This window comes from Pseudomonas fragi (assembly GCF_002269505.1).
Classification (GTDB): domain Bacteria; phylum Pseudomonadota; class Gammaproteobacteria; order Pseudomonadales; family Pseudomonadaceae; genus Aquipseudomonas; species Aquipseudomonas fragi_D.
In genome coordinates this window covers 159,697-185,032 of the sequence record NZ_NQKQ01000008.1, presented here as the reverse complement: position 1 = coordinate 185,032, position 25,336 = coordinate 159,697, and the positions used below count along the sequence as shown (strand labels likewise).

16 protein-coding genes are annotated in these 25,336 nt (G+C 59.0%); 9 read left to right on the top strand and 7 right to left on the bottom strand.

Annotated features, from left to right (window positions below; translation table 11 throughout):
• Positions 1 to 108 precede the first annotated feature (108 nt).
• Positions 109 to 2,088, top strand: a complete 1,980-nt coding sequence (gene mnmC, locus CJU81_RS09875) for a bifunctional tRNA (5-methylaminomethyl-2-thiouridine)(34)-methyltransferase MnmD/FAD-dependent 5-carboxymethylaminomethyl-2-thiouridine(34) oxidoreductase MnmC (RefSeq protein WP_095036424.1) — start codon at positions 109 to 111, stop codon at positions 2,086 to 2,088.
• Here mnmC and CJU81_RS09870 read toward each other — a convergent pair.
• Positions 2,075 to 6,889 (bottom strand): NEL-type E3 ubiquitin ligase domain-containing protein, encoded by a 4,815-nt coding sequence (locus tag CJU81_RS09870; RefSeq protein WP_095036423.1) that lies wholly within the window; start codon positions 6,887 to 6,889, stop codon positions 2,075 to 2,077. The two genes, mnmC and CJU81_RS09870, sit on opposite strands and share 14 nt — an antisense overlap.
• A 341-nt stretch (positions 6,890 to 7,230) precedes the next feature.
• Between CJU81_RS09870 and CJU81_RS09865 the strand changes: the two genes are divergently transcribed.
• From CJU81_RS09865 to CJU81_RS09855, 3 genes are read left to right on the top strand one after another with little or no spacing between them, the layout of a single operon-like run.
• Positions 7,231 to 9,003 carry an N-acetylglutaminylglutamine amidotransferase gene (locus tag CJU81_RS09865; RefSeq protein WP_095036422.1) on the top strand — a complete coding sequence of 591 codons (1,773 nt, stop codon included), beginning with the start codon at positions 7,231 to 7,233 and terminating at the stop codon, positions 9,001 to 9,003.
• A 3-nt stretch (positions 9,004 to 9,006) separates the two neighbouring features.
• Positions 9,007 to 10,752, top strand: coding sequence for an N-acetylglutaminylglutamine synthetase (ngg, locus tag CJU81_RS09860; protein WP_095036421.1), 1,746 nt, complete (start codon positions 9,007 to 9,009; stop codon positions 10,750 to 10,752).
• 23 nt (positions 10,753 to 10,775) lie between these two features.
• The gene (locus CJU81_RS09855) at positions 10,776 to 11,963 is read left to right on the top strand and encodes an osmoprotectant NAGGN system M42 family peptidase (protein ID WP_095036420.1); all 1,188 of its coding nucleotides are present in this window, start codon (positions 10,776 to 10,778) and stop codon (positions 11,961 to 11,963) included.
• Positions 11,964 to 12,028: 65 nt separating this feature from the next.
• Here the strand turns inward: CJU81_RS09855 and cysG are convergent, their stop codons facing one another.
• From cysG to ftsK, 6 genes are read right to left on the bottom strand one after another with little or no spacing between them, the layout of a single operon-like run.
• Positions 12,029 to 13,423 (bottom strand): siroheme synthase CysG, encoded by a 1,395-nt coding sequence (gene cysG / locus CJU81_RS09850; RefSeq protein WP_095036419.1) that lies wholly within the window; start codon positions 13,421 to 13,423, stop codon positions 12,029 to 12,031.
• Positions 13,424 to 14,704: a serine--tRNA ligase gene (serS, locus tag CJU81_RS09845; protein ID WP_095036418.1), complete on the bottom strand. Its 1,281-nt coding sequence runs from the start codon at positions 14,702 to 14,704 to the stop codon at positions 13,424 to 13,426.
• 16 nt (positions 14,705 to 14,720) lie between these two features.
• Positions 14,721 to 15,095 (bottom strand): fluoride efflux transporter CrcB, encoded by a 375-nt coding sequence (gene crcB / locus CJU81_RS09840; RefSeq protein ID WP_095028370.1) that lies wholly within the window; start codon positions 15,093 to 15,095, stop codon positions 14,721 to 14,723.
• A complete protein-coding gene (locus CJU81_RS09835; protein WP_095036417.1) occupies positions 15,092 to 16,417 on the bottom strand; it encodes a replication-associated recombination protein A in 1,326 nt (441 codons plus the stop codon). Before CJU81_RS09835 ends, crcB begins: the two co-directional genes overlap by 4 nt.
• Before the next feature lie 28 nt (positions 16,418 to 16,445).
• The gene (gene lolA / locus CJU81_RS09830) at positions 16,446 to 17,066 is read right to left on the bottom strand and encodes an outer membrane lipoprotein chaperone LolA (RefSeq protein ID WP_046809214.1); all 621 of its coding nucleotides are present in this window, start codon (positions 17,064 to 17,066) and stop codon (positions 16,446 to 16,448) included.
• A gap of 38 nt (positions 17,067 to 17,104) precedes the next feature.
• Positions 17,105 to 19,507, bottom strand: a complete 2,403-nt coding sequence (gene ftsK, locus CJU81_RS09825) for a DNA translocase FtsK (protein ID WP_095036416.1) — start codon at positions 19,505 to 19,507, stop codon at positions 17,105 to 17,107.
• A 369-nt stretch (positions 19,508 to 19,876) separates the two neighbouring features.
• On the opposite strand from ftsK, the gene aat reads away from it, so the two are divergent.
• The 5 genes from aat to mgtA all read left to right on the top strand — a co-directional run bounded on the left by aat (position 19,877) and on the right by mgtA (position 25,334).
• Positions 19,877 to 20,554 carry a leucyl/phenylalanyl-tRNA--protein transferase gene (gene aat / locus CJU81_RS09820; protein WP_095036415.1) on the top strand — a complete coding sequence of 226 codons (678 nt, stop codon included), beginning with the start codon at positions 19,877 to 19,879 and terminating at the stop codon, positions 20,552 to 20,554.
• A gap of 57 nt (positions 20,555 to 20,611) precedes the next feature.
• Entirely contained in the window at positions 20,612 to 21,319 is a 708-nt protein-coding gene (locus CJU81_RS09815; protein ID WP_095028374.1) for an arginyltransferase, read from the top strand.
• 98 nt (positions 21,320 to 21,417) lie between these two features.
• The gene (gene infA, locus CJU81_RS09810; RefSeq protein WP_002553999.1) at positions 21,418 to 21,636 is read left to right on the top strand and encodes a translation initiation factor IF-1; all 219 of its coding nucleotides are present in this window, start codon (positions 21,418 to 21,420) and stop codon (positions 21,634 to 21,636) included.
• Between the two features lie 516 nt (positions 21,637 to 22,152).
• A complete protein-coding gene (locus tag CJU81_RS09805) occupies positions 22,153 to 22,392 on the top strand; it encodes a hypothetical protein (RefSeq protein ID WP_095028375.1) in 240 nt (79 codons plus the stop codon).
• A 227-nt stretch (positions 22,393 to 22,619) separates the two neighbouring features.
• Complete coding sequence (gene mgtA / locus CJU81_RS09800) at positions 22,620 to 25,334, top strand: magnesium-translocating P-type ATPase (RefSeq protein ID WP_095036414.1); 2,715 nt, start codon at positions 22,620 to 22,622, stop codon at positions 25,332 to 25,334.
• Positions 25,335 to 25,336: the final 2 nt, after the last annotated feature.

Below are 25,336 nucleotides of genomic sequence, written 5' to 3'. Positions count from 1 at the left end.
AGCGGATTGCTCTGCAATATGTAGGAAGAAACCGTGCAAACCTGTCATGGATCAGTCCCGACCTGACTGATCGGCTAGAATGGCCACCTTGCCGTTGCCGAGCCACACATGACTACTGAAACTGCCAATGCCCAGATCGACTGGGATGACCAAGGTCGCCCCCATTCACGGGTGTTTGATGACGTGTATTTTTCGGACAAATCGGGGCTTGAAGAAACCCGCTATGTCTTTATCGAACAGAACGCCCTTGCTGAGCGCTTCGCCGCCCTGCCCGCTGACGGCCATCTGGTTATTGGCGAAACCGGTTTCGGCACCGGGCTGAACTTTTTGTGCGCCTGGCAGTTGTTCGAGCAACATGCACACCCTGACGCTCGCCTGCAGTTCATCAGCGTCGAAAAATACCCGCTGACCCGCGACGACCTGCAACGCGCCCTGGCACTGTGGCCTGAACTGGCAACGTTCAGCGAACAATTGCTGGCCGTGTACTTTGCCATCCACCCGGGCTTTCAGACCCTGACCCTGGGCAATGGCCGGGTCACGCTCACTCTGTTGATCGGCGACGCACTGCAGCAACTGCCGCAGCTCGACGCCAAAATTGATGCGTGGTTCCTCGACGGTTTTGCCCCAGCAAAAAACCCTGACATGTGGACCCCGGAACTGTTCGCACAGCTTGCGCGCCTGGCCGCACCCGGGTCGACGATCAGCACCTTCACCAGCACCGGCTGGGTGCGCCGGGCGCTGAATGAGGCCGGTTTCAAGATGCGCCGCACGCCGGGCATCGGCCACAAGTGGGAAATTCTGCGCGGCACCTTCATCGGCGTGCCCGATACCGCAACTGCAGCGCCCGTGGTCAAACCCTGGTTTGCCCGCCCGCCTCTGGCCAAAGGCCCACGCACAGCACTGGTGATCGGTGGCGGTCTGTCGGGTTGCGCCAGCGCCAATAGCCTGGCGCGCCGCGGTTGGCGGGTTGTACTGCTGGAGCGTCACGAAAGGCTGGCCAAGGAGGCATCGGGCAACCCGCAAGGGGTGCTGTATCTCAAGCTCTCGGCACACGGAACGACGCTCTCACAAATGATCGTCAGCGGCTTCGGCTACACCCGTCGCGTACTGGAACACCTGCAGCGCGGGCGCGACTGGGATGACTGCGGCGTCCTGCAATTGGGCTTCAATGCCAAGGAAGCCGAGCGTCAGGCCCAACTGGCCACAGCCTTCCCTCCTGCTCTGGTACATCTGCTTGACCAACCCCAGGCGCAAGCCGTGGCCGGAATCGAACTGGCCCATGGTGGCCTGTTCTATCCCGAAGGCGGCTGGGTTCACCCTCCAGCGCTTTGTCACTACCAGACCTTACACCCCAAGGTTAAGGTGTTGACCCACCATGAGGTTTTGCAACTGCACAAGGTCGACGAGCAATGGCAGGCACGCCACGACGATCAGGTACTGGCCAGCGCCAGCGTGGTCATTCTGGCGGGCGCCGCCGAGGTCAAGCGCTTCCCGGGCAGCAGCGGCTTGCCACTCAAGCGGATTCGCGGGCAAATCACCCAACTGGTCGAAACACCTGACAGCGCCGTATTGAAAACCGTGGTGTGTGCCGAAGGTTACGTAGCACCGGGTCGCCTCGGCGAGCACACCCTGGGCGCCAGCTTCGACTTTCACAACGAAGACCTGACTACCACCCCCGAGGGGCATCAGGGCAACCTTGACCTGCTCCAGGAAATCTCCCAGGACATGGCCCACCGGCTAGGTGATGAACAACTCAACCCTGACACACTGCGTGGATGGGCGGCGTTCCGTTGCACCAGCCCGGACTACTTGCCAATTGTCGGCCCACTGGCGGACCCGGAGCAGTTCGCCAGCGCCTATGGCGTGTTACGCAAGGATGCCCGACAAGTGCCTGACATCCCCTGCCCCTGGCTCGACGGTTTGTACGTCAACAGCGGCCACGGCTCGCGCGGTCTGATCACGGCGCCCCTGTCCGGCGAAATACTCGCCGCCTGGATCAACGATGAGCCCCTGCCCGTACCCAGAGCAGTAGCCGAAGCCTGCCTGCCGAACCGGTTCGGGCTGCGCGCCCTGATCAAAGGGCTGTAGAGGGAGACCCCTCAAAGGACCTGGGCGTGAGTAGCGCCTCGGTCTTTTGCAGGCTCCAGACATCGACAGCAGCGTCCATCTGATGACGAACTTCACTGACCTCGCGCAGATAACGCTCACTGTTCATTTCTGGAGACTTTTTAAGCAGGTTGCTTAATGCCTCGAAATACGGCTCGGTCAACGTGCCATATTGCACCCTGTATATACGTATCAAGTAGTCCCGCCAAAACTGACGGGTGCTGATAAAGATGTTCAGCGAGGCTGTTTTCTCGGCGCTTTCAACCTCCAGCCGCGCAATATCCAGATCTGCCTGGGTCACCCCGGCCAGGGCTTTAAACACCATGCTTTCAGGTTGCCCCGGCAGCTCAAGTGCTCGCGCAAGGCCCACCCGGTAAGCCAGGTGCATCTCAAGCTCATCCGGTGCCGGGCCCGGCCCCTCAAGGCGTAACAAAAATTGCTCGCGGGCGATTTTGGCGAGCCTATCGAGTCGGAACAGCCCCTTGCCCAGATTCAGCAATTGCTGCTTCTGTGGCGGGCCACCGTGCGATAGCAAGGCCAGCTCCATTTGCACTTCCATCTCGCTGAACGTAAAGGCCACACTGTCAGTACAGCTTCGCGGTGAAGCGGCAATATCCAGCACATCACGGCGCAACGGTGAACTCTCGCTAGCCGCTTCAATCATTTCCCAGACACGCCGGCTGAGGTCCTGACGCACTTCACGGGCGTCAGCAGTGGCGGTCAAACGGCTGAGCACCGTGAAGAAATCTTCCGAAGTAGCATCGGCCCGCAAGCTATTCCATAACAGCTCTCTTCTTCGTAGCTCCTGAGCGGTAATCCCCGCCGTCCAGAACTCGAACGCCGCTGCCTCGCTCATCAGTTGTTCACTGTTGATTCCCATGCTGCTCCCCCCCTGCATCGCATAGCGTGCCAGACGCAGACGACTGGTCGCAGATAAAGGATTGCCGGACAAGGATATATTGCGCGTAACAGTGGGCGAGGCCTGGTAGACATGCTCAGGTATTTCAATGATGCGGTTTTCTCGCAGGTCTGCCGACTCAAGAAATGGGCGGGAAATCAGGTCTTGTGGCCATTCGTCGATCCAGGTGCGACGCAAATAGACCTTGCGTAAAAAACCCAGATTAGCCAGATGCAGGTTGGGGCCCAACAAGTTGTCATTCAGGTTGAGCACCTGCAGATTGGTCAGGGTATTGAGTACCGACAGGTTACCGGGGTTCAGATACAGCAGGTTGCGGGCCAGTGACAAACGTCTCAGATTGGGCATTCGCTCCAGCTGCGAGGGTAGATGGACCATGCGGTTGTTATCCATTTCCAGGGCAACCAGCCCATTGAAGTGCTCAAGGAAGGTATTGGCCGTATCCCGGCAGTTCATGTTGCTGAGTTTCAACTCCCGCACATGGCTGAAGTCGGCTATGGCCGGCAGAACCGGAAAGTTGCCCAACCTGAAGCCGTCAAGGCTCAGGCTGTGCAACTCATCGTTGTGAGCCCAGGGTATGTGGGTGGGGTTCTTGCGCCAGCAGCGTTCAATCAACCCTGCGGCCTGATATCTGTTCTCGGGGTAGTCATACATGGCATCCGCCAACGGGACTTCATCGGGGGTGGCATCGATCCAGGCTTGCAGGCTCGCCAGCAGCGCCCTTCTCTCGCGTTTGCGTTCGCGCAGGATATTAAGCGGTTCAAGCCCCCGCTCAACCAGAGTGTCCAGGTATTCAACGACCTGCTCATCTTCAAAGTCGGAATAGATCATGCGCACACGGCGCTGCAATCCCCAGGAATGCTCACCGGATGTCATCCCGCACAAGGGGTAGCCTACCTGGCCATCCGCCAGGGTAACCGGCGGTATGAAACCCGGTTTGATCGGCTGCATGCGCAGTATCCGGGCAGACTCCTGACGGGCATTGGCCGCCAGCTTTGCCAGGGCCGCATTGAAAGCAGGAACGTCCGTGTTTGCAGCAAAGCCCATGGCATCGCGCTCAAGATCGCTCAGGGACTCGAACACGGCAGCCGTGATAGACACAGGGCCACCAGGCTCAAGCAGATAAACATGGCCGCGAGGCCGGTAACGTTCATAGCCCCGAGGTGTTTTGACCAGCACTCGGGGCGGGGTTGTCAGTACACCACCCCAATACTGTGTCACAGCACCTGAAATTGACTCTTCGCGAACTTCCAATGCCTTGTCGGCGGGCCAGCCAGGCAGTTGATCCAGGTAATGCAAGGCCAGCCGCTCAGTATCTTCGTTGGCTTGTTGCTCAAGATAGAACCCCTCGATTGCCCGGTTTATCCGGGCATCGCGCTGGTGCATGCGCGCACGCTCAGCCAGTTCCAGCGGCACCCTGCCCGTGCGCAAGCTCTGAAGTTGAGGGTTACTGGCCGACTCGACCAACGCTTGCGTCACCGTACGCGGCAACCCTGGAAAATCCCGCTCAATGGGATTGGCCTCAGGCGCAAATGACACATTAAAAAGCCCGTACAACCGTTCAAACACCTGACGCTTGTTTTCCTGCGCATAAGTGCCCAGAACCCGGGACAGCCTGCGGGCTGGTGCCACGTCGGCAGGTAGATCATTGCCCAGCAGTGCCTTGACCTGTTCCTCGGGCAAGGCGGCAAGGACCGCGTCCAGCAACTTGCCTTGCTCAAGTACAGAGGTCGTCAAGTTAATATGCGACGTGGTCGGCCACATCATGCTGGCGTACTGCCCCAGACGGCTGCCTGTATCGTTGACCACAGCCAGGCCCTTGCCAGCAGGCCAGCCCGCCAGTTCAGGCAATAACTGCAGTTGCAGCTCGCTCCAGCGCCGAGAGGTGTAATGGCCGGCATTCATTTGCTCAACAAATGTGTCGATTTGATGATCGATTTCAAAACGCTTGAGGCTGACTTTGAGCAAAGGCGGCGCAGCGAGGTTTTCCAGGTGCAGGCGGCGCAGGGCCCCTGACGCGGTATTGGTCAAGCCCCGAATATGCTCCAGGGTCGATTCATCCAGTGCTGCCGCTCCAGGACCCAACCGCCCCAGCAAGCTCGCACTGGCGTCCCACTCAAGGGGCCGCTCATGGACATGTTGCCAAGCTCCCTGGTTGTTATGCAGCAAGGCCGGTTTGAAGGCATCCGGCCTGCGCGAATGCGGGATACGCCATTGCTTGCGTACAGCGTCGAACTCAACAGGGAAGTGCTTGCCGGCCACATCGACATGCGGCCTGCCGTAGAGGCTGATAAAACCTTGGGCATCGGCCGTAAAACGATGATCCCCCATTGTTTTTTGCTCATAGTGCTGCAGGTCTTTATTCCACAATCGCGCAGTACCATCATCGCGACTGACCGGTTGAAATCCTTCAAAGTGCTCACGGGTGGCTGCACTCAAACGGCTCGCCGCTGTTTTTGCAGCAGCCACCCCGACCACCACAGCAGCATTGACCGCCAGGTCCGTAGCGACATTGAGCAAATGCTCGCGGGCATGGTCAACATCGCCCTGGGTCCAGTCCTCCACGCCCTCATAGACCTCCTTGAGCATGTCTCCTATGGCCACCGCCAGCATCAGGTCGCCAAGCACCGGCACAAACAGTGCCGCTACGTTTACCAGTAACAACCCTGCCGTTTTGTACATCTGCCAACGTTGTTCGCGCTCGCGCTCATCCAGCACGCCGGTGGGCACGGCCAGTTGCCGGGCATCGGCAAACATGTTCCTGAGTTGTACGGTACTCAGGTAGTGCGCTGCGCTGATGGCCAGGGGCGTAGCGGTGAGGGCCAGGCGCTCAGGCCGGGCCATGATCTTTTGCATGAACAACGGCCGCACATTCAAGGCCGTGAAGCGGGAAAAAAACTTGGCATACGCGGGGTCCAGCAGGCGTTGCTTCAACTCATCGGTAAACACCTGCAATGAGCTGAACTCGAAAAAAGGCGTCCGCGGATCATTGGGAATGTAGGCAATCAAGCGGTTGCCGGGGTGCAGCAACAAACTGTCGGGGGAGAAGATCACCACCCCATCAATCGCCGTGTCCAGTATCGACAGTGTGCTGAGCACTATCGGCTTGCCATCCAGGTGCACTGTGGCAGGCCGGGCAGTAGTTGCGGGCTCTGCAAGGGCAGCAAGCACTGCGGTATACGCCGTGTGACTGATCTTTTTCTTGAGGAAGGCGACGTGAGCATCAACTTCCATGTCATGGTTTTTCAGGATTCTCAGGTTTTTCTCGGTCGCCAACTGCTCAGGCCTGGGCGTGCCTGATGCCGTGACGCCCAAAAAGTGTTCCAGATATTGCTGATACTTGAGCCCCAGATCCAGTCTGCGGCAAAGCGCAGCAAATTGATGGGGCTCCAAAGGGCTGATCTGCTGCGGCTGACCGCCTAACCGAATCTGGCTTTGCGGGTTAAAACCATCTGCCAGGGCCTCCCCGGCCGAGAAGCTCTGCAGGGCTGCCCATAACAGCGTCTTGGGCTCGTCGCGCACCCAATAATGACGAACCGTAGACAACAAGGTCTCGTCGGTAATCAGGTGAGCATGTACCACCGCCAGATAGTCATTGTGAATGTTGAGTGACGGCCCGAATTCACGCATTACCTCGGCCGCCAGCAATGCCCCGCAGTAGACCTCGACACTTTGCAGTTCGCCGAATTGCTTGCCGACCAGCCCATGATAAAAACGGCTACTGGCCATGGATGCATTCATGGCTGCAATGATCTGCGGATCAGCTCCCAACAACCACTTGGGCATATGGCTGCGGACCAGCTCCAGGGGTTCCAGATCACTGAGCGTTGTATCGCGAGCATCGAGCGGGGGCATATGGCGGGTCATATTCGGTCTTCTGCAGGTCAGAGAGCACCTAACCTAACGCCCCGCAGCAGTGGCTGTGACCTATATAAATAGTGCACGCGGATGAAAATCTTTCGACCCATCAAGACCCAACAAAACAACCACTTGTAACTTTTATTGAACGATCCGGGCACAGGTTACTCGATAAAACACGGTCATTTATGCCGGCGCGAGTGCCTTGAGCCTTGCGCCGTACGGGCTGGCGATGCAGTCAAAACCAGCATCGCCCTTTAGAACCGGGCCCACGCGCTACGAGGCGTCCTGCAAAGACGCTGACTCATCCCTGTAGCACCACATGCCGAAATACCAAGGATTTACACACCATGTGCGGATTAGCTGGAGAGTTACGTTTTGATCAACACCCTGCCGACCTGGCAGCCATCGAACGCATTACCCACCACCTGGCCCCCCGTGGACCTGATGCCTGGGGTTTCCACAGCCAGGGGCCGATAGCCCTGGGCCATCGCCGTCTGAAAATCATGGATTTGTCGGATGGTTCAGCCCAGCCGATGATCGACAGCCAGCTGGGTTTGTCGCTGGCCTTCAATGGCGCCATCTACAATTTCCCCGAACTGCGGGCCGAGCTTGAAAGCCTGGGTTACAACTTTTATTCGGGCGGCGATACCGAAGTGCTGCTCAAGGGCTATCACGCCTGGGGCGAGGCGCTGCTGCCCAAGCTCAATGGCATGTTTGCCTTTGCCATCTGGGAGCGGGATGCCCAGCGTCTGTTTCTGGCCCGCGATCGTCTGGGTGTCAAGCCACTGTACCTGTCGCGTACCGGCGAGCGTTTGCGCTTTGCCTCGACCCTGCCGGCGCTGCTCAAGGGCGGTGATATCAGCCCGATGCTCGACCCGATCGCACTCAATCACTATCTGAATTTTCATGCCGTAGTGCCAGCACCGCGCACGCTGGTTGCCGGCATCGAAAAACTGCCGCCTGCAACCTGGCTGCGCATTGACGCCAATGGCCACACCGAGCAGAAAACCTGGTGGACCCTGCCCTACGGCCCCCATGCTGATGAAGCGAACCTGACCCTTGAAGACTGGCGCGATCGCGTACTCGACAGCACCCGTGAAGCCGTGGCCATTCGCCAACGGGCGGCTGTGGATGTCGGCGTGTTGCTCTCGGGCGGTGTCGATTCCAGTTTACTGGTGGGTTTGTTACGCGACGTGGGCGTACAGGATCTGTCGACTTTTTCCATTGGCTTTGAAGACGCAGGCGGTGAACGCGGGGATGAATTCCAATATTCGGATCTGATTGCCAAACACTACGGCACCCGCCATCACCAATTGCGGATTGGCGAACACGAAATCATCGAGCAACTGCCAGCGGCCTTCCGCGCCATGAGCGAGCCGATGGTCAGCCATGACTGCATCGCCTTTTACTTGCTGTCACGAGAAGTGGCCAAGCATTGCAAGGTGGTGCAAAGCGGCCAGGGTGCAGACGAGCTGTTTGCCGGCTATCACTGGTACCCACAGGTCGATGGCGCCAGCGACCCCTATGCCGCCTACCGTGAAGCTTTTTTTGATCGCAGTTTTGACGAGTACAAAGCCACGGTTCAGCCGCAGTGGCTGACAGCCAATGATGCAGCAGGCGACTTTGTGCGTGAACATTTCGCACAGCCTGGCGCTCAGGCAGGTGTAGACAAGGCCTTGCGCCTGGACAGCACGGTCATGCTGGTGGATGACCCGGTCAAGCGGGTCGACAACATGACCATGGCCTGGGGTCTGGAAGCGCGTACGCCCTTTCTCGATTACCGTCTGGCCGAGCTGTCGGCGCGGATCCCGGCTCGCTTCAAGCTGCCCGATGGCGGCAAGCAAGTGCTCAAGGAAGCCGCACGGCTGGTGATTCCCAGTGAAGTCATCGACCGCAAAAAAGGCTATTTCCCGGTACCGGGTCTCAAACATTTGCAGGGCAACACCCTCAACTGGGTACGCGACCTGCTGCTGGACCCGAGCCAGGATCGCGGCCTGTTCCAGCCAGCAATGCTCGATCAACTGCTGACCAACCCGCAACACCAGCTGACGCCCCTCAATGGTTCCAAGCTGTGGCAGTTGGCGGCCTTGAACCTGTGGTTGAGCGAACAAGGAATCTGACCGATGAAACCCCTCGCTACGGCTTATAGCCAACGTTTGTTACGTGGCCAGACGCCCTCTTATGAACGCCTGCAAGCACGCTTTGCCGAAGACGGCAGCGAACTGAGTGCTGACCCGGTGGCGGTGCATTGTGGCTGGGGACGGTTGCTGATCGGGCATACCTTTCCCGACCCGGGCACCCTGGCCGAAGCGCTGCTCAACGAACAACCGGGCGAGCGCGACATAGCCCTCTACGTCGCGGCTCCCCAGCAGGTGCTGGCGCAATCACCGCAACAACTGTTCCTCGATCCCTCTGACACGTTGCGTCTGTGGTTCACCGATTACCGTCCTTCTACCCGCGTGTTTCGAGGGTTTCGGATTCGCCGCGCGCAAAGTGAGGCCGACTGGAACGCGATCAACACGCTTTACCAGTCGCGCTCGATGTTGCCGGTCGATCCGGCACTGCTGACCTCTCGTCATGAAGGTGGCCCGGTGTACTGGATGGCTGAAGATGAAGACAGCGGTGCCGTGATCGGCAGTGTCATGGGCTTGAACCACTGCACAGCCTTCAACGATCCCGAGAGCGGCAGCAGCCTCTGGTGCCTGGCCGTTGACCCGCTGTGCTCAAGGCCTGGAGTCGGTGAGGTACTGGTGCGGCATTTGGTCGAACACTTCATGAGCCGCGGTTTGAGTTATCTCGACCTGTCGGTGCTGCACGATAATGCCCAGGCCAAGAACCTCTACGGCAAGCTGGGCTTTCGTACCCTCTCGACCTTTGCCATCAAGCGCAAGAACGGTATCAATCAGCCGCTGTTCCTCGGCCCCGGCCCTGAAGCAGGGCTTAACCCCTATGCCAGCATCCTGGTTGAAGAGGCCTATAAGCGCGGTATCGATGTACAGATAGACGACGCCTGCGCCGGACTTTTCACCCTCAGTCATGGCGGGCGTCGGATTCGTTGCCGCGAATCTCTGAGTGACCTGACCAGCGCCATCAGCATGAGCCTGTGCCAGGACAAGTGTCTGACCCACAAGGTGCTGAGCCAGGCAGGCCTGAACGTACCCAGCCAGCAACTGGCCGGCAATGCCGATGACAATCTGGCGTTTCTTGAACAACACACACGGGTGGTGGTCAAGCCGGTGGATGGCGAGCAAGGCAATGGCGTAGCGGTAGACCTGGACAGCATCGAGCACGTGCAATTGGCCATTGAGGCGGCGCGGGCGTTCGACAGCCGGGTACTGCTCGAAAGCTTCCATGAGGGGCTGGATCTGCGCATTGTCGTGATCGGCTTTGAAGTGGTGGCAGCCGCCATCCGTCGCCCTGCGCAAGTCACAGGCGATGGCCAACACAGCATTCAACGGTTGATCGAGGCGCAAAGCCGCCGCCGGCAGGCCGCCACCGGAGGCGAAAGCCGTATTGCGCTGGACGCAGAAACCCTGCGGGCCGTGCAGGCCGCGGGCTATGAGTACGACAGTATTTTGCCCGCCGGGCAGGTACTGGCCGTACGTCGCACTGCCAACCTGCATACAGGGGGTTGTCTGGAGGACGTGACTGGCGTGCTGCACCCCGTGCTGGCCGATGCGGCGATCCGCGCAGCCCGGGCACTGGACATTGCGGTGGTGGGCCTCGACCTGATGGTCCCCGCCGCAGACCAGCCCGACTATGTGTTTATCGAAGCCAATGAACGTGCCGGGCTGGCCAACCATGAGCCACAGCCGACCGCCGAACGCTTTATCGATCTGCTATTTCCCCACAGTCAGCCAGCGCTCTAGCTGACTGGCCCGCAGGAGTTTTTATGAATCGCAACCTTCCTGAACCCGACCTCGATTACCTGCAACGGGTGCTGCTGGAGATGCTCGCCATTCCCAGCCCCACCGGTTTCACCGACACTATTGTGCGTTATGTCGCAGAACGCCTGGATGAACTGGGCATACCCTTCGAACTGACCCGCCGCGGGACTTTGCGCGCCACCCTCAAGGGCCAGAAAAACAGCCCGGACCGAGCCGTTTCGGCCCACCTGGACACCATCGGCGCCAGCGTGCGGGCGATTAAGGACAACGGCCGTCTGGTGCTGGCACCTGTCGGTTGCTGGTCCAGCCGTTTCGCCGAGGGCAGCCGCGTCAGCCTGTTCACCGACAATGGGGTGATTCGCGGCAGTGTTCTGCCATTAATGGCTTCCGGCCACGCCTTCAATACTGGCGTGGATGAGCTGCCGATCAGTTGGGACCATATCGAACTGCGTCTGGACGCCTACTGCGCCACCCGCGCCGATTGCGATTCGTTGGGGGTCAATATCGGTGACTTCGTGGCGTTTGACCCGCTGCCGGAATTCACCGAAAGCGGCCATATCAGCGCGCGACACCTGGACGACAAGGCTGGTGTAGCTGCTTTGCTCGCGGCATTAAAAGCCATTGTCGACAGTGGTCAACAACCGCTGATTGACTGTCATCCACTGTTTACCATCACCGAAGAAACCGGCAGCGGTGCGGCGGCAGCATTGCCGTGGGATGTGAGCGAGTTTGTCGGGATCGATATTGCGCCGGTAGCACCAGGCCAGCATTCAAGCGAACATGCGGTGAGTGTGGCGATGCAGGATTCGGGCGGGCCCTATGACTATCATCTGTCGCGGCATTTACTGGGATTGGCCACTGAAAATGAGTTGCCGGTGCGCCGGGACATGTTCCGTTATTACTTCAGCGATGCCCATTCGGCCGTCACTGCCGGGCATGATATCCGGTGCGCCTTGCTGGCGTTTGGTTGCGATGCGACCCACGGGTATGAGCGCACCCATATTGACAGCCTGGCGGCGTTGAGCCGATTGCTGGGGGCTTACATCCTGAGTCCGCCGGTTTTTGCCAGCGATGCGCAGCCAGCGCAGGGCTCACTGGATCGCTTCAGTCATCAGATCGAGCACGATGCGCAGATGGAAAGCGACACGCGGGTGCCGTCGGTAGAGAGTCTGGTGGGGGAAAATCGGAGCTGAGATAAGGTCAAAAGCCCCTCACCCTGGCCCTCTCCCAGGGGAGAGGGTTGGGGTGAGGGCAGGCGTCAGACCTGAGACTGAGCCCCTTCAAACCACTTCAGCTTCTCACGCAGCAAAACCACTTCGCCCACGATCACCAACGTCGGTGCATGCACTTCATGCTCCGCCACCATGGTCGGCAAATCCGCCAAGGTACCGGTAAACACGCGCTGGTTGGACGTAGTACCCTGCTGAATCAACGCAGCCGGGGTATCTGCCGAACGACCATGCTTGATCAACTGCTCGCAGATGATCGGCAAGCCTACCAGGCCCATGTAGAACACCAGGGTTTGCGCCGGAGCAACCAGGTCGCTCCAGGGCAGGTTGCTGGTGCCGTCTTTCAGGTGACCGGTAACAAAGCGCACAGACTGCGCGTAGTCACGATGGGTCAACGGGATGCCGGCATACGCCGCGCAACCACTGGCGGCGGTAATGCCCGGTACTACCTGGAACGGAATCCCGTGGGCGGCCAGCTCTTCGATTTCTTCACCACCACGGCCAAAGATGAACGGATCGCCACCTTTAAGCCGCACCACGCGCTTGCCTTGCTTGGCCAGGTCCACCAGTTGCTGGTTGATCTGGTCTTGCGGTACCGCATGGTCAGCACGACGCTTACCGACATAAATGCGTTCAGCGTCGCGACGGCACAGTTCAAGAATCGCCGGGGCCACCAGTCGGTCGTAGAGCACCACGTCCGCTTGTTGCATCAGGCGCAACGCGCGGAACGTCAGCAGATCGGGATCACCCGGCCCGGCACCCACCAGATACACCTCACCGGTGGTTTCGACGGCCTGACCTTCAATCTTGGCCAGCAGCAAGCGCTCGGCTTCAGCGCCCTGCCCGGCCAGCAAACGGTCGGCAATCGGGCCCTGGAAAACATCTTCCCAAAACCCGCGACGCTGCTGCACATCCGGAAACAAACCTTTGACCCGGGCCCGAAAGCGCGCCGCAAGGCCTGCCAGCTGACCGTAGGTCGACGGAATCCAGGTTTCGATCTTGGCACGGATCAACCGCGCCAGCACCGGTGCATCACCACCGCTGGAAATCGCGATGACCAGCGGCGAACGATCGACAATCGCAGGGAAGATCACACTGCACAAGGCAGGTGCATCCACCACATTGACCGGCACGCAGCGGCGGTGGGCATCGGCGGAGACCTGGGCGTTGAGTGGCTCATCGTCGGTGGCGGCGATGATCAGGACACACCCTTCCAGGTCTGCCTCGACATAACCGCGCAGCACCTGTTCGCCACCGCTGCTGTTTATCAACTCGCACAACTGGGGCTCTATGGCGGGTGCGACCACCCGCAGCACCGCACCGGCATCAGCCAGCAGGCGGGACTTGCGCAAAGCAATCTCCCCACCGCCAACCACCAGTACTCGGCTGCCACGCAGGTTATGAAACAGCGGCAGAAACTCCATTTAGCCGATGACCTCAATGCCGCCCATGTAAGGCTTGAGCACCTCAGGCACACGGATCGAACCGTCAGCCTGCTGGTAGTTTTCCAACACGGCTACCAGGGTGCGGCCTACAGCCAGACCGGAACCGTTAAGGGTGTGAACCAGTTCAGGCTTGTTGGTTTCCGGGTTGCGGAAACGCGCTTGCATGCGACGGGCCTGGAAATCACCGCAGTTGGAGCACGACGAAATTTCGCGGTACTTGTCCTGGCTCGGGATCCACACTTCCAGATCGTAGGTCTTGACGGCGCTAAAGCCCATATCGCCGGTGCACAACGCCAGGGTGCGGTACGGCAGCTCCAGCAGTTGCAGGACTTTTTCGGCATTGCCGACCAAGCCTTCCAGCGCGTCCATCGAGGTAGACGGTTCAACGATCTGAACCATCTCTACCTTGTCGAACTGGTGCTGACGGATCATGCCGCGCGTATCGCGACCCGATGCACCGGCCTCACTGCGAAAGCACGGGGTGTGCGCCACAAACTTGATCGGCAGGGCTTTGTGCTCAACGATCTCGCCGGCAACGATGTTGGTCAGCGTCACTTCAGCGGTCGGGATCAGGTAGAAGTCAGCTTCGCCTTCACGGCTGATCTTGAACAGTTCTTCTTCGAACTTCGGCAACTGGCCAGTGCCTTGCAGCGCCGGGGCCTGGACCAGATAAGGCGTGTAGGCCTCTTCGTAGCCATGCTCACCGGTGTGCAGGTTGATCATGAACTGTGCCAGCGCGCGGTGCAGGCGGGCAATCGGGCCGCGCAGCAGGGCAAAACGGGCACCGGACAGTTTGGCGGCGGTTTCGAAGTCCAGCCAGCCGTGTTGCTCGCCCAGTGCGACGTGGTCCTTGATCTCGAAATCAAAGGCAGTCGGGGTGCCCCAGCGACGGATTTCGACGTTGTCGTCTTCGTCAGCGCCTACCGGCACGGACGCATCCGGCAGGTTCGGCAGGCCCAGCAGGATGGCGTCCAGCTCAGTCTGGATGGCGTCCAGCTCAACCTTGCCATTGGCCAGATCGCTGCCCATGGTTTCAACGCTGGCCATCAGTGGCGCGATGTCTTCGCCGCGAGCCTTGGCCTGGCCAATGCTTTTGGAGATGGCATTGCGCTCGGCCTGCAGCTTCTCGGTCAGGGTCTGGACTTCTTTACGCTTGGCTTCCAGCGCGTCAATGCGCGCCACGTCCAGCTTGAAGCCACGGGATGCCAGGCGATCCGCTACGTCCTGCAGGTTGCTACGTAACAGTTTGGAATCAAGCATGTCGGTTTCTCGTTTATCAAAGTTTGGTCAGGGACAGGCCGGCCCACGTTGCGAGCAGCCCGCCGAATACGCTGAGGGCTGCATAGCCCAGTGCCAGTGGCACCTGCCCGCTTTCCAGCAGGCGCACCGTATCCAGTGAAAAGGATGAAAAAGTGGTCAAGCCACCCAGGAAACCGACCATCAGTCCGGCGCGGACTTCGATCGGTACTTCCGGGCGTATCAGAAAAAGTCCGTAAAGGAGGCCTATCAACAGGCAGCCCACGATATTAACGGCCAATGTCGCGGTATAAAAGTGCCGCGGCCAATTGGCGTTGATCCAGTTTCCTGTAGCGAAGCGCAACAATGTACCTGCAATACCACCAACCGAGACGGCTGCAATCAATGGAATCACGGTTTTCTCCGCTGTTTGGGGCTGGCCTGGTCGAGTGCAGCGAGGTATTTCAGCTTTTCGCCGATCTTGAGTTCAAGTCCCCGCGGCACAGGCTGATAAAGGTTCAATGGCGCAAGTTCATCAGGGTAGTAGTCTTCGCCGGCTGCGTACGCATCCGGCTCGTCATGGGCATAGCGGTATTCGTCGCCATACCCCAGCTGTTTCATAAGTTTGGTTGGCGCATTGCGCAAATGCAGCGGCACTTCCAGCGAGCCGTGTTCAGCCGCACTGCGCAGTGCGGCCTTGAAGCCCATATACACGGCATTGCTCTTTGGCGCGCAAGCCAGATAGGTGATGGCCTGGGCCACCGCCAGCTCACCCTCCGGGCTGCCCAGGCGCTCCTGCACATCCCAGGCCGACAGGCACAGGCTCAGGGCTCGCGGGTCGGCATTGCCGATGTCTTCACTGGCCATGCGCACCACGCGTCGGGCGATGTAGAGCGGGTCGCAACCACCGTCGATCATGCGCGCAAACCAGTACAGCGCGCCGTCGGGGTTGGAGCCGCGCACTGACTTGTGCAACGCCGAAATCTGGTCGTAAAAGGCTTCGCCGCCCTTGTCAAAACGCCGCTGGGTATCACCCAGCAGGTTGTGCAGCAGGTCGGTGCCGATTTCGCTGTGGTCTTCGGCCAGGTCCGAGGCGTTTTCCAGCAGGTTGAGCATGCGCCGGCCATCGCCGTCAGTCGCCCGCAGCAAAATCTGGAACCCTTCTTCGCTGAGGGTCAGGCCGCGCTTGCCCAGGCCCTTGTCCTCGGTCAGCGCACGCTGCACCAGCTTGCGCAGCGCTACCTCGTCGAGACTTTTGAGCACATACACCCGCGCCCGCGACAGCAGTGCGTTATTCAGCTCAAACGAGGGGTTTTCGGTAGTGGCACCAATAAAGATCAGGGTGCCATCTTCGACGTAGGGCAAAAAGGCATCTTGCTGCGACTTGTTGAAGCGATGCACTTCATCGACGAACAAAATGGTCCGGCGGCCGTACTGGCCCGCCTGCTGCTTGGCGATTTCAACAGCCTGGCGGATCTCCTTGACCCCGGCCAGGACTGCCGAAACCGTTTCGAAATGCGCATCCGAGACCTCAGCCAGCAGCCGCGCCAGGGTGGTTTTACCCACGCCCGGCGGCCCCCAGAAGATCATGGAATGCAGCGCGCCCTGCTCCAGCGCTTCACGCAAGGGCTTGCCGCGGGCGAGCAGGTGCTGCTGACCGACGTATTCGTCCAGGTTGGCCGCACGCAAACGGGCAGCCAGTGGCTGGGCTATCGGGGCACTTCGAAACAGATCCATGGGCAGCGTTTGAAACCTCTTCCAGGGCTTATTCCTGGATTACATCAGCCCCTTTCGGGATGTCGAACTTGAACTTGGAAGCCGGGATCGGCTCATTGACCTTTACCCCGGTGAACAGGATGTTGGTGCGCTGGCCCACGCTGTCGATCAACTGCATGTCGTTGATCTTGCCACCACGAAAGGACAGACGCAGGGAGTCGAACAAGGTGTCCTTGGTCTTGGGCTTGAGGGTGAAGTCCATTACGTCACCGGCTTGTTTGGAGGTGATGTCAAAGCTTTCACTGATTTTCGATACATCACCGGACAGCAACAGGGCTGGGGTCTGAGTCAGACGCTGATCAAGCTTCTTGATCGTGACCTGCTCCAGGTCCGGGTCCCACAGCGAGACTTTCTGGCCATCGGAGACCATCAGCTGCTCCTGGGGGGCATCGGTGTGCCAGTAGAACAGCCCCGGACGCTTTACCGACATTTCGCCGGCGGTTTCCTGCAACTGGGTGCCACTGCCGTCGAGGGTCAGCTGGGAAAAACGTGCCGTGATGGTATCGGAACCCAGCAGTTGGCCCAGACGTTTCACACTCTCGGCGTCGGCATGGGCCGACAGCGAAGAAAAAGCCAGTACCGGTAGCAACAGCATGCTGACAAAACGCATGGACATCCTCATTGATTAGTTAGAAGCCTAAGGGCAGCTCAATCGCGCATCGGGGCCGGCGCCAGTACTTCGCGCGAGCCATTAGTGTTCATCGAGGTTACGACCCCGGCCATTTCCATGGATTCAATCATTCGCGCAGCGCGGTTGTAACCGATCTTCAATTTGCGTTGTACCGCAGAAATCGAGGCACGACGGCTTTCAAGCACAAACTGTACGGCTTCGTCATACAGGGCATCTGTTTCAGGGTCATCCCCGCCTTCGCTGCCACCGCCTTCAAAGCCGCTGCCCGCCTCTTCAACCCCGTTGAGGATATCTTCGTTGTAGTCCGGAGCGCCGCGCAGCTTCCAGGCTTCAACAACGCGGTGAACTTCATCGTCGGACACAAACGCGCCGTGAACCCGGATCGGCAGGCTGGTACCTGGCGGCATGTAGAGCATGTCACCGTGGCCCAGCAGTTGCTCGGCACCGCCCTGGTCGATGATGGTCCGCGAATCGATCTTGCTCGATACCTGGAACGCCATGCGGGTCGGGATGTTGGCCTTAATCAGGCCGGTGATCACGTCCACCGACGGGCGCTGGGTTGCGAGGATCAAGTGGATGCCCGCAGCCCGTGCCTTCTGGGCGATACGGGCGATCAGTTCTTCGACCTTCTTGCCGACGATCATCATCATGTCGGCAAATTCGTCGACCACCACCACGATAGTGGGCAACTTAACCAGCAGCGGTGCTTCGTCGTGAATGCTTTCGCGTTTGTACAACGGGTCGACCAGCGGCTCGCCGGCGTCCTGGGCGTCCTTGACCTTCTGGTTGAAACCAGCAAGGTTTCGCACGCCCATCTTGGCCATCAGTTTGTAGCGGCGCTCCATCTCGGCAACGCTCCAGCGCAAGGCGTTGGCGGCGTCCTTCATGTCCGTTACCACCGGGCACAGCAGGTGCGGGATGCCTTCGTAGATCGACAATTCAAGCATTTTCGGGTCAATCATGATCAGTTTGGCGTCTTCCGGGCCAGACTTGAACAGGATCGACAGGATCATGGCGTTAACGCCTACAGATTTACCGGAGCCGGTAGTACCGGCCACCAGCAAGTGCGGCATTTTCGCCAGATCGGTGATCACCGGACGACCGCCGATATCATGGCCCAGGGCCAGGGCCACCGGCGACTTGGCGTTGTCGTACTCAGGGGTCGAGAGCACTTCGGAGAACCGCACGATCTGGCGGTCTTCGTTGGGAATCTCGATACCGACCGTGGTTTTGCCCGGAATGACCTCAACCACCCGTACGCTGGTCACTGCCAGCGAGCGCGCAAGGTCTTTGGCCAGGTTGGAAATGCGGCTGACCTTGACCCCGGCTGCAGGTTGAATTTCGTAACGGGTAATTACCGGGCCCGGGTGGATAGAATCCACCGTCACTTCTACACCGAACTCCTTGAGCTTGATTTCCAGTAAATGGCCAACGGCTGCCAGGGATTCCGGGGAGTAATTGAGCTGTTTTTTCTCGGCTGGATCCAGAATCGAGATTGGCGGCAAGGTGCCTTCAACCGCACTGTCCACAAACAACGGCGCCTGTTTCTCTTTTTGCACGCGCTTGCTCGGCTCGGGCGCCTTGGGCGGTGCCGGGGCAATCACGGCCGGCACGTGCTTTTCACGCTCGGACATGTGCTTGGTCAACGCCTGCTCGCGTTCGATCAGACGCTCTTTGGCCTTGGCCTGCTCGCGCTTGTCGGAAACGCTTGGCGCGACCACTTCATTGACCCGGGCATCCACTTCGCGCAGCTTGGCCTGCAGTTGCTTGCGCTCGTTACGTTCAGCCCACCAGCGGTTGGCCGCGCCTTGGATCAGCTCGAACAGGTCGAGGGTGATTTTGCCCGTCACGTCCATGACCTTGAACCATGACAGGTCGGTGAACACCGTCAGGCCAAACAGGAACAGCGCGATCAGCAACAGGGTACTGCCCTGGATGTTCAGCGCATTCCTGGCCAGGTCGCCCAGGCTTTCACCCAGTGCCCCGCCCGCCCCTGCAGGCAGGCCCGAGGCAGAATGGAAATGGATATGGGCCAGGGCAGCGCCCGAGATCACCAGAAAGATCAGGCCCACCAGCCGCCACGAAAACAGCCAGCCGCTCCACTGCCAGGGCTGATGCCGCTCGCGGAAGATCTGATACGCCTTGACCGCCAGCAGCAGCGGGAAAATATAGGCAAAGTAACCCAGCACCATAAACAGGATGTCGGCACTGTAGGAGCCGGCTGGCCCGCCGAAGTTCTGTACATCGACAACCCGGCTGTTATGGCTCCAGCCGGGGTCATCCTTGCCGTAGGTCAACAGGGCCATCATCAGGAACAGGCACAGGGCGCCGATAGCGATCAATGCACCTTCCTTGAGCCGGTAGTGCAACTGCTGACGCCAGAGAGGGACTGCTTTGGGTGCTGCTGTGGATTTCTTCAAAACGGGTCTTTTCCTGCGCCTGTGGCGCGCCCAACTATTAATTGACTAATGTGACTGCAAAATACTGCTCATGACGAGCAGGCGACAAGTTCGAACGTGAAATGAACCCTGCCCTGTATTATTGCGCTGTGCAATGTGGAGCAGTTTAGATCAGCTCATACAGGCAGGCCATTGTACGGGTTTGAGCCGCTGTTGCCATGCTGGCCGTGACTGGCCGGGAAGCGCCAATTTGAGCATGTATTACCTTTTGTGACAAAGACTTATACCACCGTCAAAACACAGCTTGTATTTAACTGGCAGATCGACTGAGACCGCGCTTGCGTGACAGAGTTGCAGCCGCCCTCCCCTTCTTGTGCAAGACTCAATGCCATGCTGACCTGGTTAAAACGCGACACCCTGACATTTCCGCCACTGGCCAAAGCCATGCGCGAGCCCAACGGTCTGCTGGCCGCCGGCGGTGACCTGTCTGCCGACCGGCTGATCCAGGCCTATCGCCATGGCTGTTTTCCGTGGTTCAGTGAGGGCCAGCCGATCCTGTGGTGGTCGCCTGACCCGCGCACTGTGCTGTTTCCCGAAGAGCTGCATGTCTCCCGCAGCCTGGGCAAACTGTTGCGCAAGCAACGCTACAAGGTGAGTTTTGACCGCGACTTCGCCGCCGTGATCCAGGCGTGTGCCGCACCTCGCGACTATGCGGATGGCACCTGGATCACCGACGACATGCAAAACGCCTATATCGAACTGCATGCCCGCGGCCATGCCCATTCGGTAGAGGTGTGGGACAACGGTGAACTGGTAGGCGGCCTCTATGGCCTGGCGATGGGCCAGCTGTTTTTTGGCGAATCCATGTTCAGCCGCGCCGACAATGCCTCCAAGTTCGGCTTTGTCACGTTGGTCAGGCAACTGCAGGCCTGGGGATTTGTGCTGATTGACTGCCAGATGCCCACCGATCATCTGCAAAGCCTGGGCGCGCGCTCAATCCCGCGTCAGACATTTGCCGACTATCTACAAAAACATCTCGATCCACCCACAACTGCGCAGTGGGTTTAGTAGGCGACTTTTGCGCGCTGGCTTACACTTAATTTAAAGATTTCCCGAGGGCTCATCATGACCGAGTTGGCGCGTTTGAAGTTTTATGCCACTCAACCTCACGCTTGCAGCTACTTGCCTGACGAACAGGCCACCACGCTGTTCCTCGACCCCAGTCAGCCGATGGATGTGCAGGTTTATGCCGATTTGTCCGAGATGGGCTTCCGGCGCAGTGGCGACCATCTGTACCGCCCGCATTGCCTGAAGTGCGATGCTTGCACGCCGGCGCGCATCCCGGTTGCCCGCTTTGCGCCCAACCGCCAGCAAAAGCGTATTTTCAAGCGCAATGCCGACTTGCAGGTACAGGCGGTAAAACCGGCCTTCAGCGAAGAGAACTTTGATCTCTACCAGCGCTATATTGAACAGCGCCATGCCGATGGCGACATGTTCCCGCCCAGCCGCGATCAATTTTCAACCTTCCTGGTACGCGACCTGGCGTTTTCCAGGTTCTACGAGTTCCGCCTCGACGGCCGGTTGCTGGCTGTCGCCGTCACGGACGTGCTGCCCAATGGCCTGTCGGCGGTATACACCTTCTACGATCCCGACGAAGAGCGGCGCAGTCTGGGCCGCTACGGGATCCTCTGGCAAATCGCCGAAGCGCGGCGCCTGGGGCTGGATGCGCTGTACCTGGGATACTGGATCAAGAACTGCAAAAAGATGAATTACAAGACCGAATATCGGCCCATTGAGCTGTTAATCAATCAGAGATGGAGCTCTCTTGATTGAACCCTTGGCTTAAACCCCATTTTTCGGGCACAATGCACGCCGCTTTTGCCTGGCGCAGTTGCACCGGGCCATTCATTGGACACCGAGGGCTTTACTGCATGTCGAAAGAAGACAGCTTCGAAATGGAAGGCACTGTCGTCGACACCCTGCCCAACACCATGTTTCGTGTGGAGTTGGAAAATGGGCACGTCGTAACCGCGCATATCTCCGGCAAGATGCGCAAGAACTACATTCGTATTCTTACCGGTGACAAAGTGCGCGTCGAGCTGACGCCCTATGACTTGAGCAAAGGGCGCATCACTTACCGCGCTCGCTAAGCAAGTCAATACAAAACGCCCGGCTCTGCCGGGCGTTTTTGTTTGCCCGCGATTTGGGTTCCTGTGGGAGCGAGCCCGTTCGCGAAGCAGACGACGCGATCGTTCGGGCAAACCGCAGTGATCCCTTCGCGAGCGGGCTCGCTCCCACCATCACAACTCACTATATAAATTTTTGAAGTCCTGTAACTTTATTGTCTTATTAGCTAACCACCTAAGCCGAACTTCCAAACTTCCTGAACCCTTGCTGTACCAGACACACTTACCGGGCTTTAAAGTTGACGTGCCACCGCCACCTGAGTAGATTGCACAGGTCGGTCATTCAGGCCGCCTATAAACTTCACAAAAGAAGCCAATGGACACAGTATCTAGTCGCTGTCCGGTCACCGTAAATACGGCGCTCCGGGCACCAAACCCAAACATTGACGGGACTCGCCTGCACGGCGAGGTCAACTGCGCTAGAGCCTGACGCTCCAACGTAACGACCTCACCGGCGCCAGTCCGGTCACGAGGTGTGTTATGACCTTTAAAACCCATGTATTACCCGGCGTTCGCGCCTTTACCTCCAGCATGCGCGTGAAACTGTCCCGCGAGCCCACCTGCGCCCGCCCGGTCAAATCACCCTTTGCCAACCCCGTTCCCGGCGTAAAACCAGCGCACCGCCAGGTGCATTGGCGCGTCAGCCCTGCCACAGGCCAACTGGAGCAGCGCTGGAGCATGGCCGACTCTCAGGATCCACAGAGTCGGTTCTTGCACTGATTTTCAACTTTTAAATAAACCTGCCAATCAACTGGAGTTCCTTATGGAAGAAGCCAGTAGCTGCCCGCTGCGTGCTTGTTAATTAATTCGCAGCAGCGGGACTTCAAGCGCACTTAACACTTCAATTAAACCGATTGCGAAGTTTGCGACTCGGCATACATTGGCACGCCTTTTAAAAGGCCATTCAATATATGCCCGGTCAAGAGTTGGCGACAGGAGTACTCATTATGAGCGCCGTAAAAAACACTAAAGTTCGGGATAAGAACAGCGCCAGCGACAGCAACAAACTGTCCATGCGTGCCGCTCGGGAAGCACAAAACGGCCTCTCGGCCACTCTGGCCAATGTACGCGCCACCACCGCAGGCCTGACCGAACAGGAAGCGGCTGAACGCCTGCAAAGCGATGGTTACAACGAAGTCGCTCACGACAAGCCGCCTCACGCCTTGGTGCAGTTTCTGCTGGCCCTGCACAACCCTTTCATCTATGTACTGCTGACCCTGGGAGTCATCAGTTTTGTCACCGACTACTGGCTGCCAGAGCGCGACGACGAAGAAGGCGACCTGACCAAAGTCATCATCATTGGCTTGATGGTCGGCCTCAGCAGCCTGCTGCGGTTCTGGCAGGAACATCGCTCGGCCAAGAGTGCCGAAGCCCTCAAGGCCATGGTTCGCACTACCGCTACCGTGCTACGGCGGGACAAGAGCGGCGCCAAGTCGTCGGTCCATGAAGTACCGATGCGCGAACTGGTGGCGGGCGATATCGTGCAACTGTCGGCCGGCGACATGATCCCGGCGGACATTCGCCTGATCGAGTCCCGCGACCTGTTTATCAGTCAGGCTGTACTCACCGGCGAAGCCTTGCCCGTGGAGAAGTACGACACCCTGGGGGATGTGACACAAAAATCCGCCTCCAGCACCGCCGCTGATCAGAGCAACCTGCTGGATCTGCCCAATATCTGCTTTATGGGCACCAACGTGGTCAGTGGCACAGCCCGTGCCGTAGTAGTGGCCACCGGTCCGCGCACCTACTTTGGCTCGCTGGCCAAGGCCATCGTCGGCTCGCGAACGCAAACCGCGTTTGACCGCGGGGTCAACAGCGTCAGCTGGCTGCTGATCCGCTTCATGCTGGTGATGGTGCCGATCGTGTTTTTCCTCAACGGCTTTTCCAAGGGCGACTGGGGCGATGCCTTCCTGTTTGCCCTGGCAGTGGCCGTAGGCCTGACCCCGGAAATGCTGCCAATGATTGTCAGCGCCAACCTGGCCAAGGGCGCGACCGCCATGGCCAAGCGCAAAGTGGTGGTCAAGCGCCTCAATGCGATCCAGAACCTTGGCTCGATGGACGTGCTGTGCACCGACAAGACCGGCACCCTGACCCAGGATCACATCATCCTTGAGCATCATGTCGACGCCAGCGGCAAACGCGATGAGTCGGTACTGGCGCTGGCCTGGCTCAACAGCCATCACCAGAGCGGCATTCGTAACCTGATGGATCAGGCCGTGGTGCAGTTTTCCCGCCAGGACCCCAAGTTCAACGCGCCACTCAACTACAGCAAGGTCGATGAACTGCCGTTTGACTTTGTGCGTCGACGCCTGTCGATCATCGTCAAGGACACCCGTGGCGATCACCTGCTGGTGTGCAAGGGCGCTGTCGAAGAGATGCTCGACATCGCCACCCATGTCATGGAAGGCGATACCCGTGTTGCCCTGGATGCCACACGTCGCGAGCAATTGCTGGCCCTGGCCAGCGAGTACAACGAGGACGGCTTCCGCGTGCTGCTGGTGGCCACCCGGGACATCCCCAAGGCCCAGGCACAAAAGCAGTACAACACCGCTGACGAGCATGATCTGGTGATCCGCGGCCTGCTCACCTTCCTCGACCCGCCAAAAGAAACGGCAGGCCCGGCAATTGCCGCCCTGCAAGACATCGGTGTTGCGGTCAAGGTACTGACCGGCGACAACGCCGTGGTCACCAGCAAGATCTGTCGTCAGGTGGGACTGGAACCCGGTACGCCGCTGCTCGGCCCACAAATCGAAACAATGGACGACGCCGCACTGCAACTGGAGGTTGAGCAGCGCACGGTGTTTGCCAAGCTCACCCCACTGCAGAAGTCCCGGGTGCTGAAAGCCCTGCAAGCCAATGGCCACACCGTCGGCTTTCTCGGTGACGGCATCAACGACGCCCCGGCCCTGCGCGATGCCGACGTGGGCATCTCGGTGGACAGCGGCACGGATATCGCCAAGGAATCAGCCGACATCATCCTCCTGGAGAAAAGCCTGATGGTGCTGGAGGAAGGCGTACTCAAAGGCCGTGAGACCTTCGGCAATATCATGAAGTACCTGAACATGACCGCCAGCTCGAACTTCGGCAACGTGTTCTCGGTCCTCGTGGCCAGCGCCTTTATTCCTTTTCTGCCGATGCTCTCGATCCACCTGCTGCTGCAAAACCTGATGTACGACATCTCCCAGCTGGCCTTGCCGTGGGACAAGATGGACAAGGAGTACCTGCAAAAACCACGCAAGTGGGACGCCAAGAACATCGGGCGCTTCATGATCTGGATCGGGCCAACGTCGTCGATCTTCGACATCACGACCTTCGCCCTGATGTGGTACGTGTTCTCGGCCAACAGCGTAGAAATGCAGACCCTGTTCCAGTCCGGCTGGTTTATCGAGGGGCTGCTGTCGCAAACCCTGGTGGTCCATATGCTGCGCACGCGCAAAATTCCGTTCTTCCAGAGCACGGCGGCATGGCCGGTGACCATGATGACCATCATCGTGATTGTGCTGGGGATCTACGTACCGTTCTCGCCGCTCGGCACCATGGTCGGCCTTGAACCGCTGCCGCTGTCGTACTTCCCTTGGCTGGTTGCCACCCTGTTCAGCTACTGCTGCGTTGCGCAACTGATGAAAACAATCTACATCCGCCGCTTCAAGCAGTGGTACTGACT

Coding starts and splice junctions, on each gene's coding strand:
- CJU81_RS09835 (WP_095036417.1), bottom strand. CDS start 16,417: ATGGATCTGTTTCGAAGTGCCCCGATAGCCCAGCCACTGGCTGCCCGT.
- infA (WP_002553999.1), top strand. CDS start 21,418: ATGTCGAAAGAAGACAGCTTCGAAATGGAAGGCACTGTCGTCGACACC.
- serS (WP_095036418.1), bottom strand. CDS start 14,704: ATGCTTGATTCCAAACTGTTACGTAGCAACCTGCAGGACGTAGCGGAT.
- CJU81_RS09870 (WP_095036423.1), bottom strand. CDS start 6,889: ATGACCCGCCATATGCCCCCGCTCGATGCTCGCGATACAACGCTCAGT.
- aat (WP_095036415.1), top strand. CDS start 19,877: ATGCTGACCTGGTTAAAACGCGACACCCTGACATTTCCGCCACTGGCC.
- CJU81_RS09805 (WP_095028375.1), top strand. CDS start 22,153: ATGACCTTTAAAACCCATGTATTACCCGGCGTTCGCGCCTTTACCTCC.
- CJU81_RS09815 (WP_095028374.1), top strand. CDS start 20,612: ATGACCGAGTTGGCGCGTTTGAAGTTTTATGCCACTCAACCTCACGCT.
- mnmC (WP_095036424.1), top strand. CDS start 109: ATGACTACTGAAACTGCCAATGCCCAGATCGACTGGGATGACCAAGGT.
- ngg (WP_095036421.1), top strand. CDS start 9,007: ATGAAACCCCTCGCTACGGCTTATAGCCAACGTTTGTTACGTGGCCAG.
- lolA (WP_046809214.1), bottom strand. CDS start 17,066: ATGCGTTTTGTCAGCATGCTGTTGCTACCGGTACTGGCTTTTTCTTCG.
- CJU81_RS09855 (WP_095036420.1), top strand. CDS start 10,776: ATGAATCGCAACCTTCCTGAACCCGACCTCGATTACCTGCAACGGGTG.
- CJU81_RS09865 (WP_095036422.1), top strand. CDS start 7,231: ATGTGCGGATTAGCTGGAGAGTTACGTTTTGATCAACACCCTGCCGAC.
- mgtA (WP_095036414.1), top strand. CDS start 22,620: ATGAGCGCCGTAAAAAACACTAAAGTTCGGGATAAGAACAGCGCCAGC.
- cysG (WP_095036419.1), bottom strand. CDS start 13,423: ATGGAGTTTCTGCCGCTGTTTCATAACCTGCGTGGCAGCCGAGTACTG.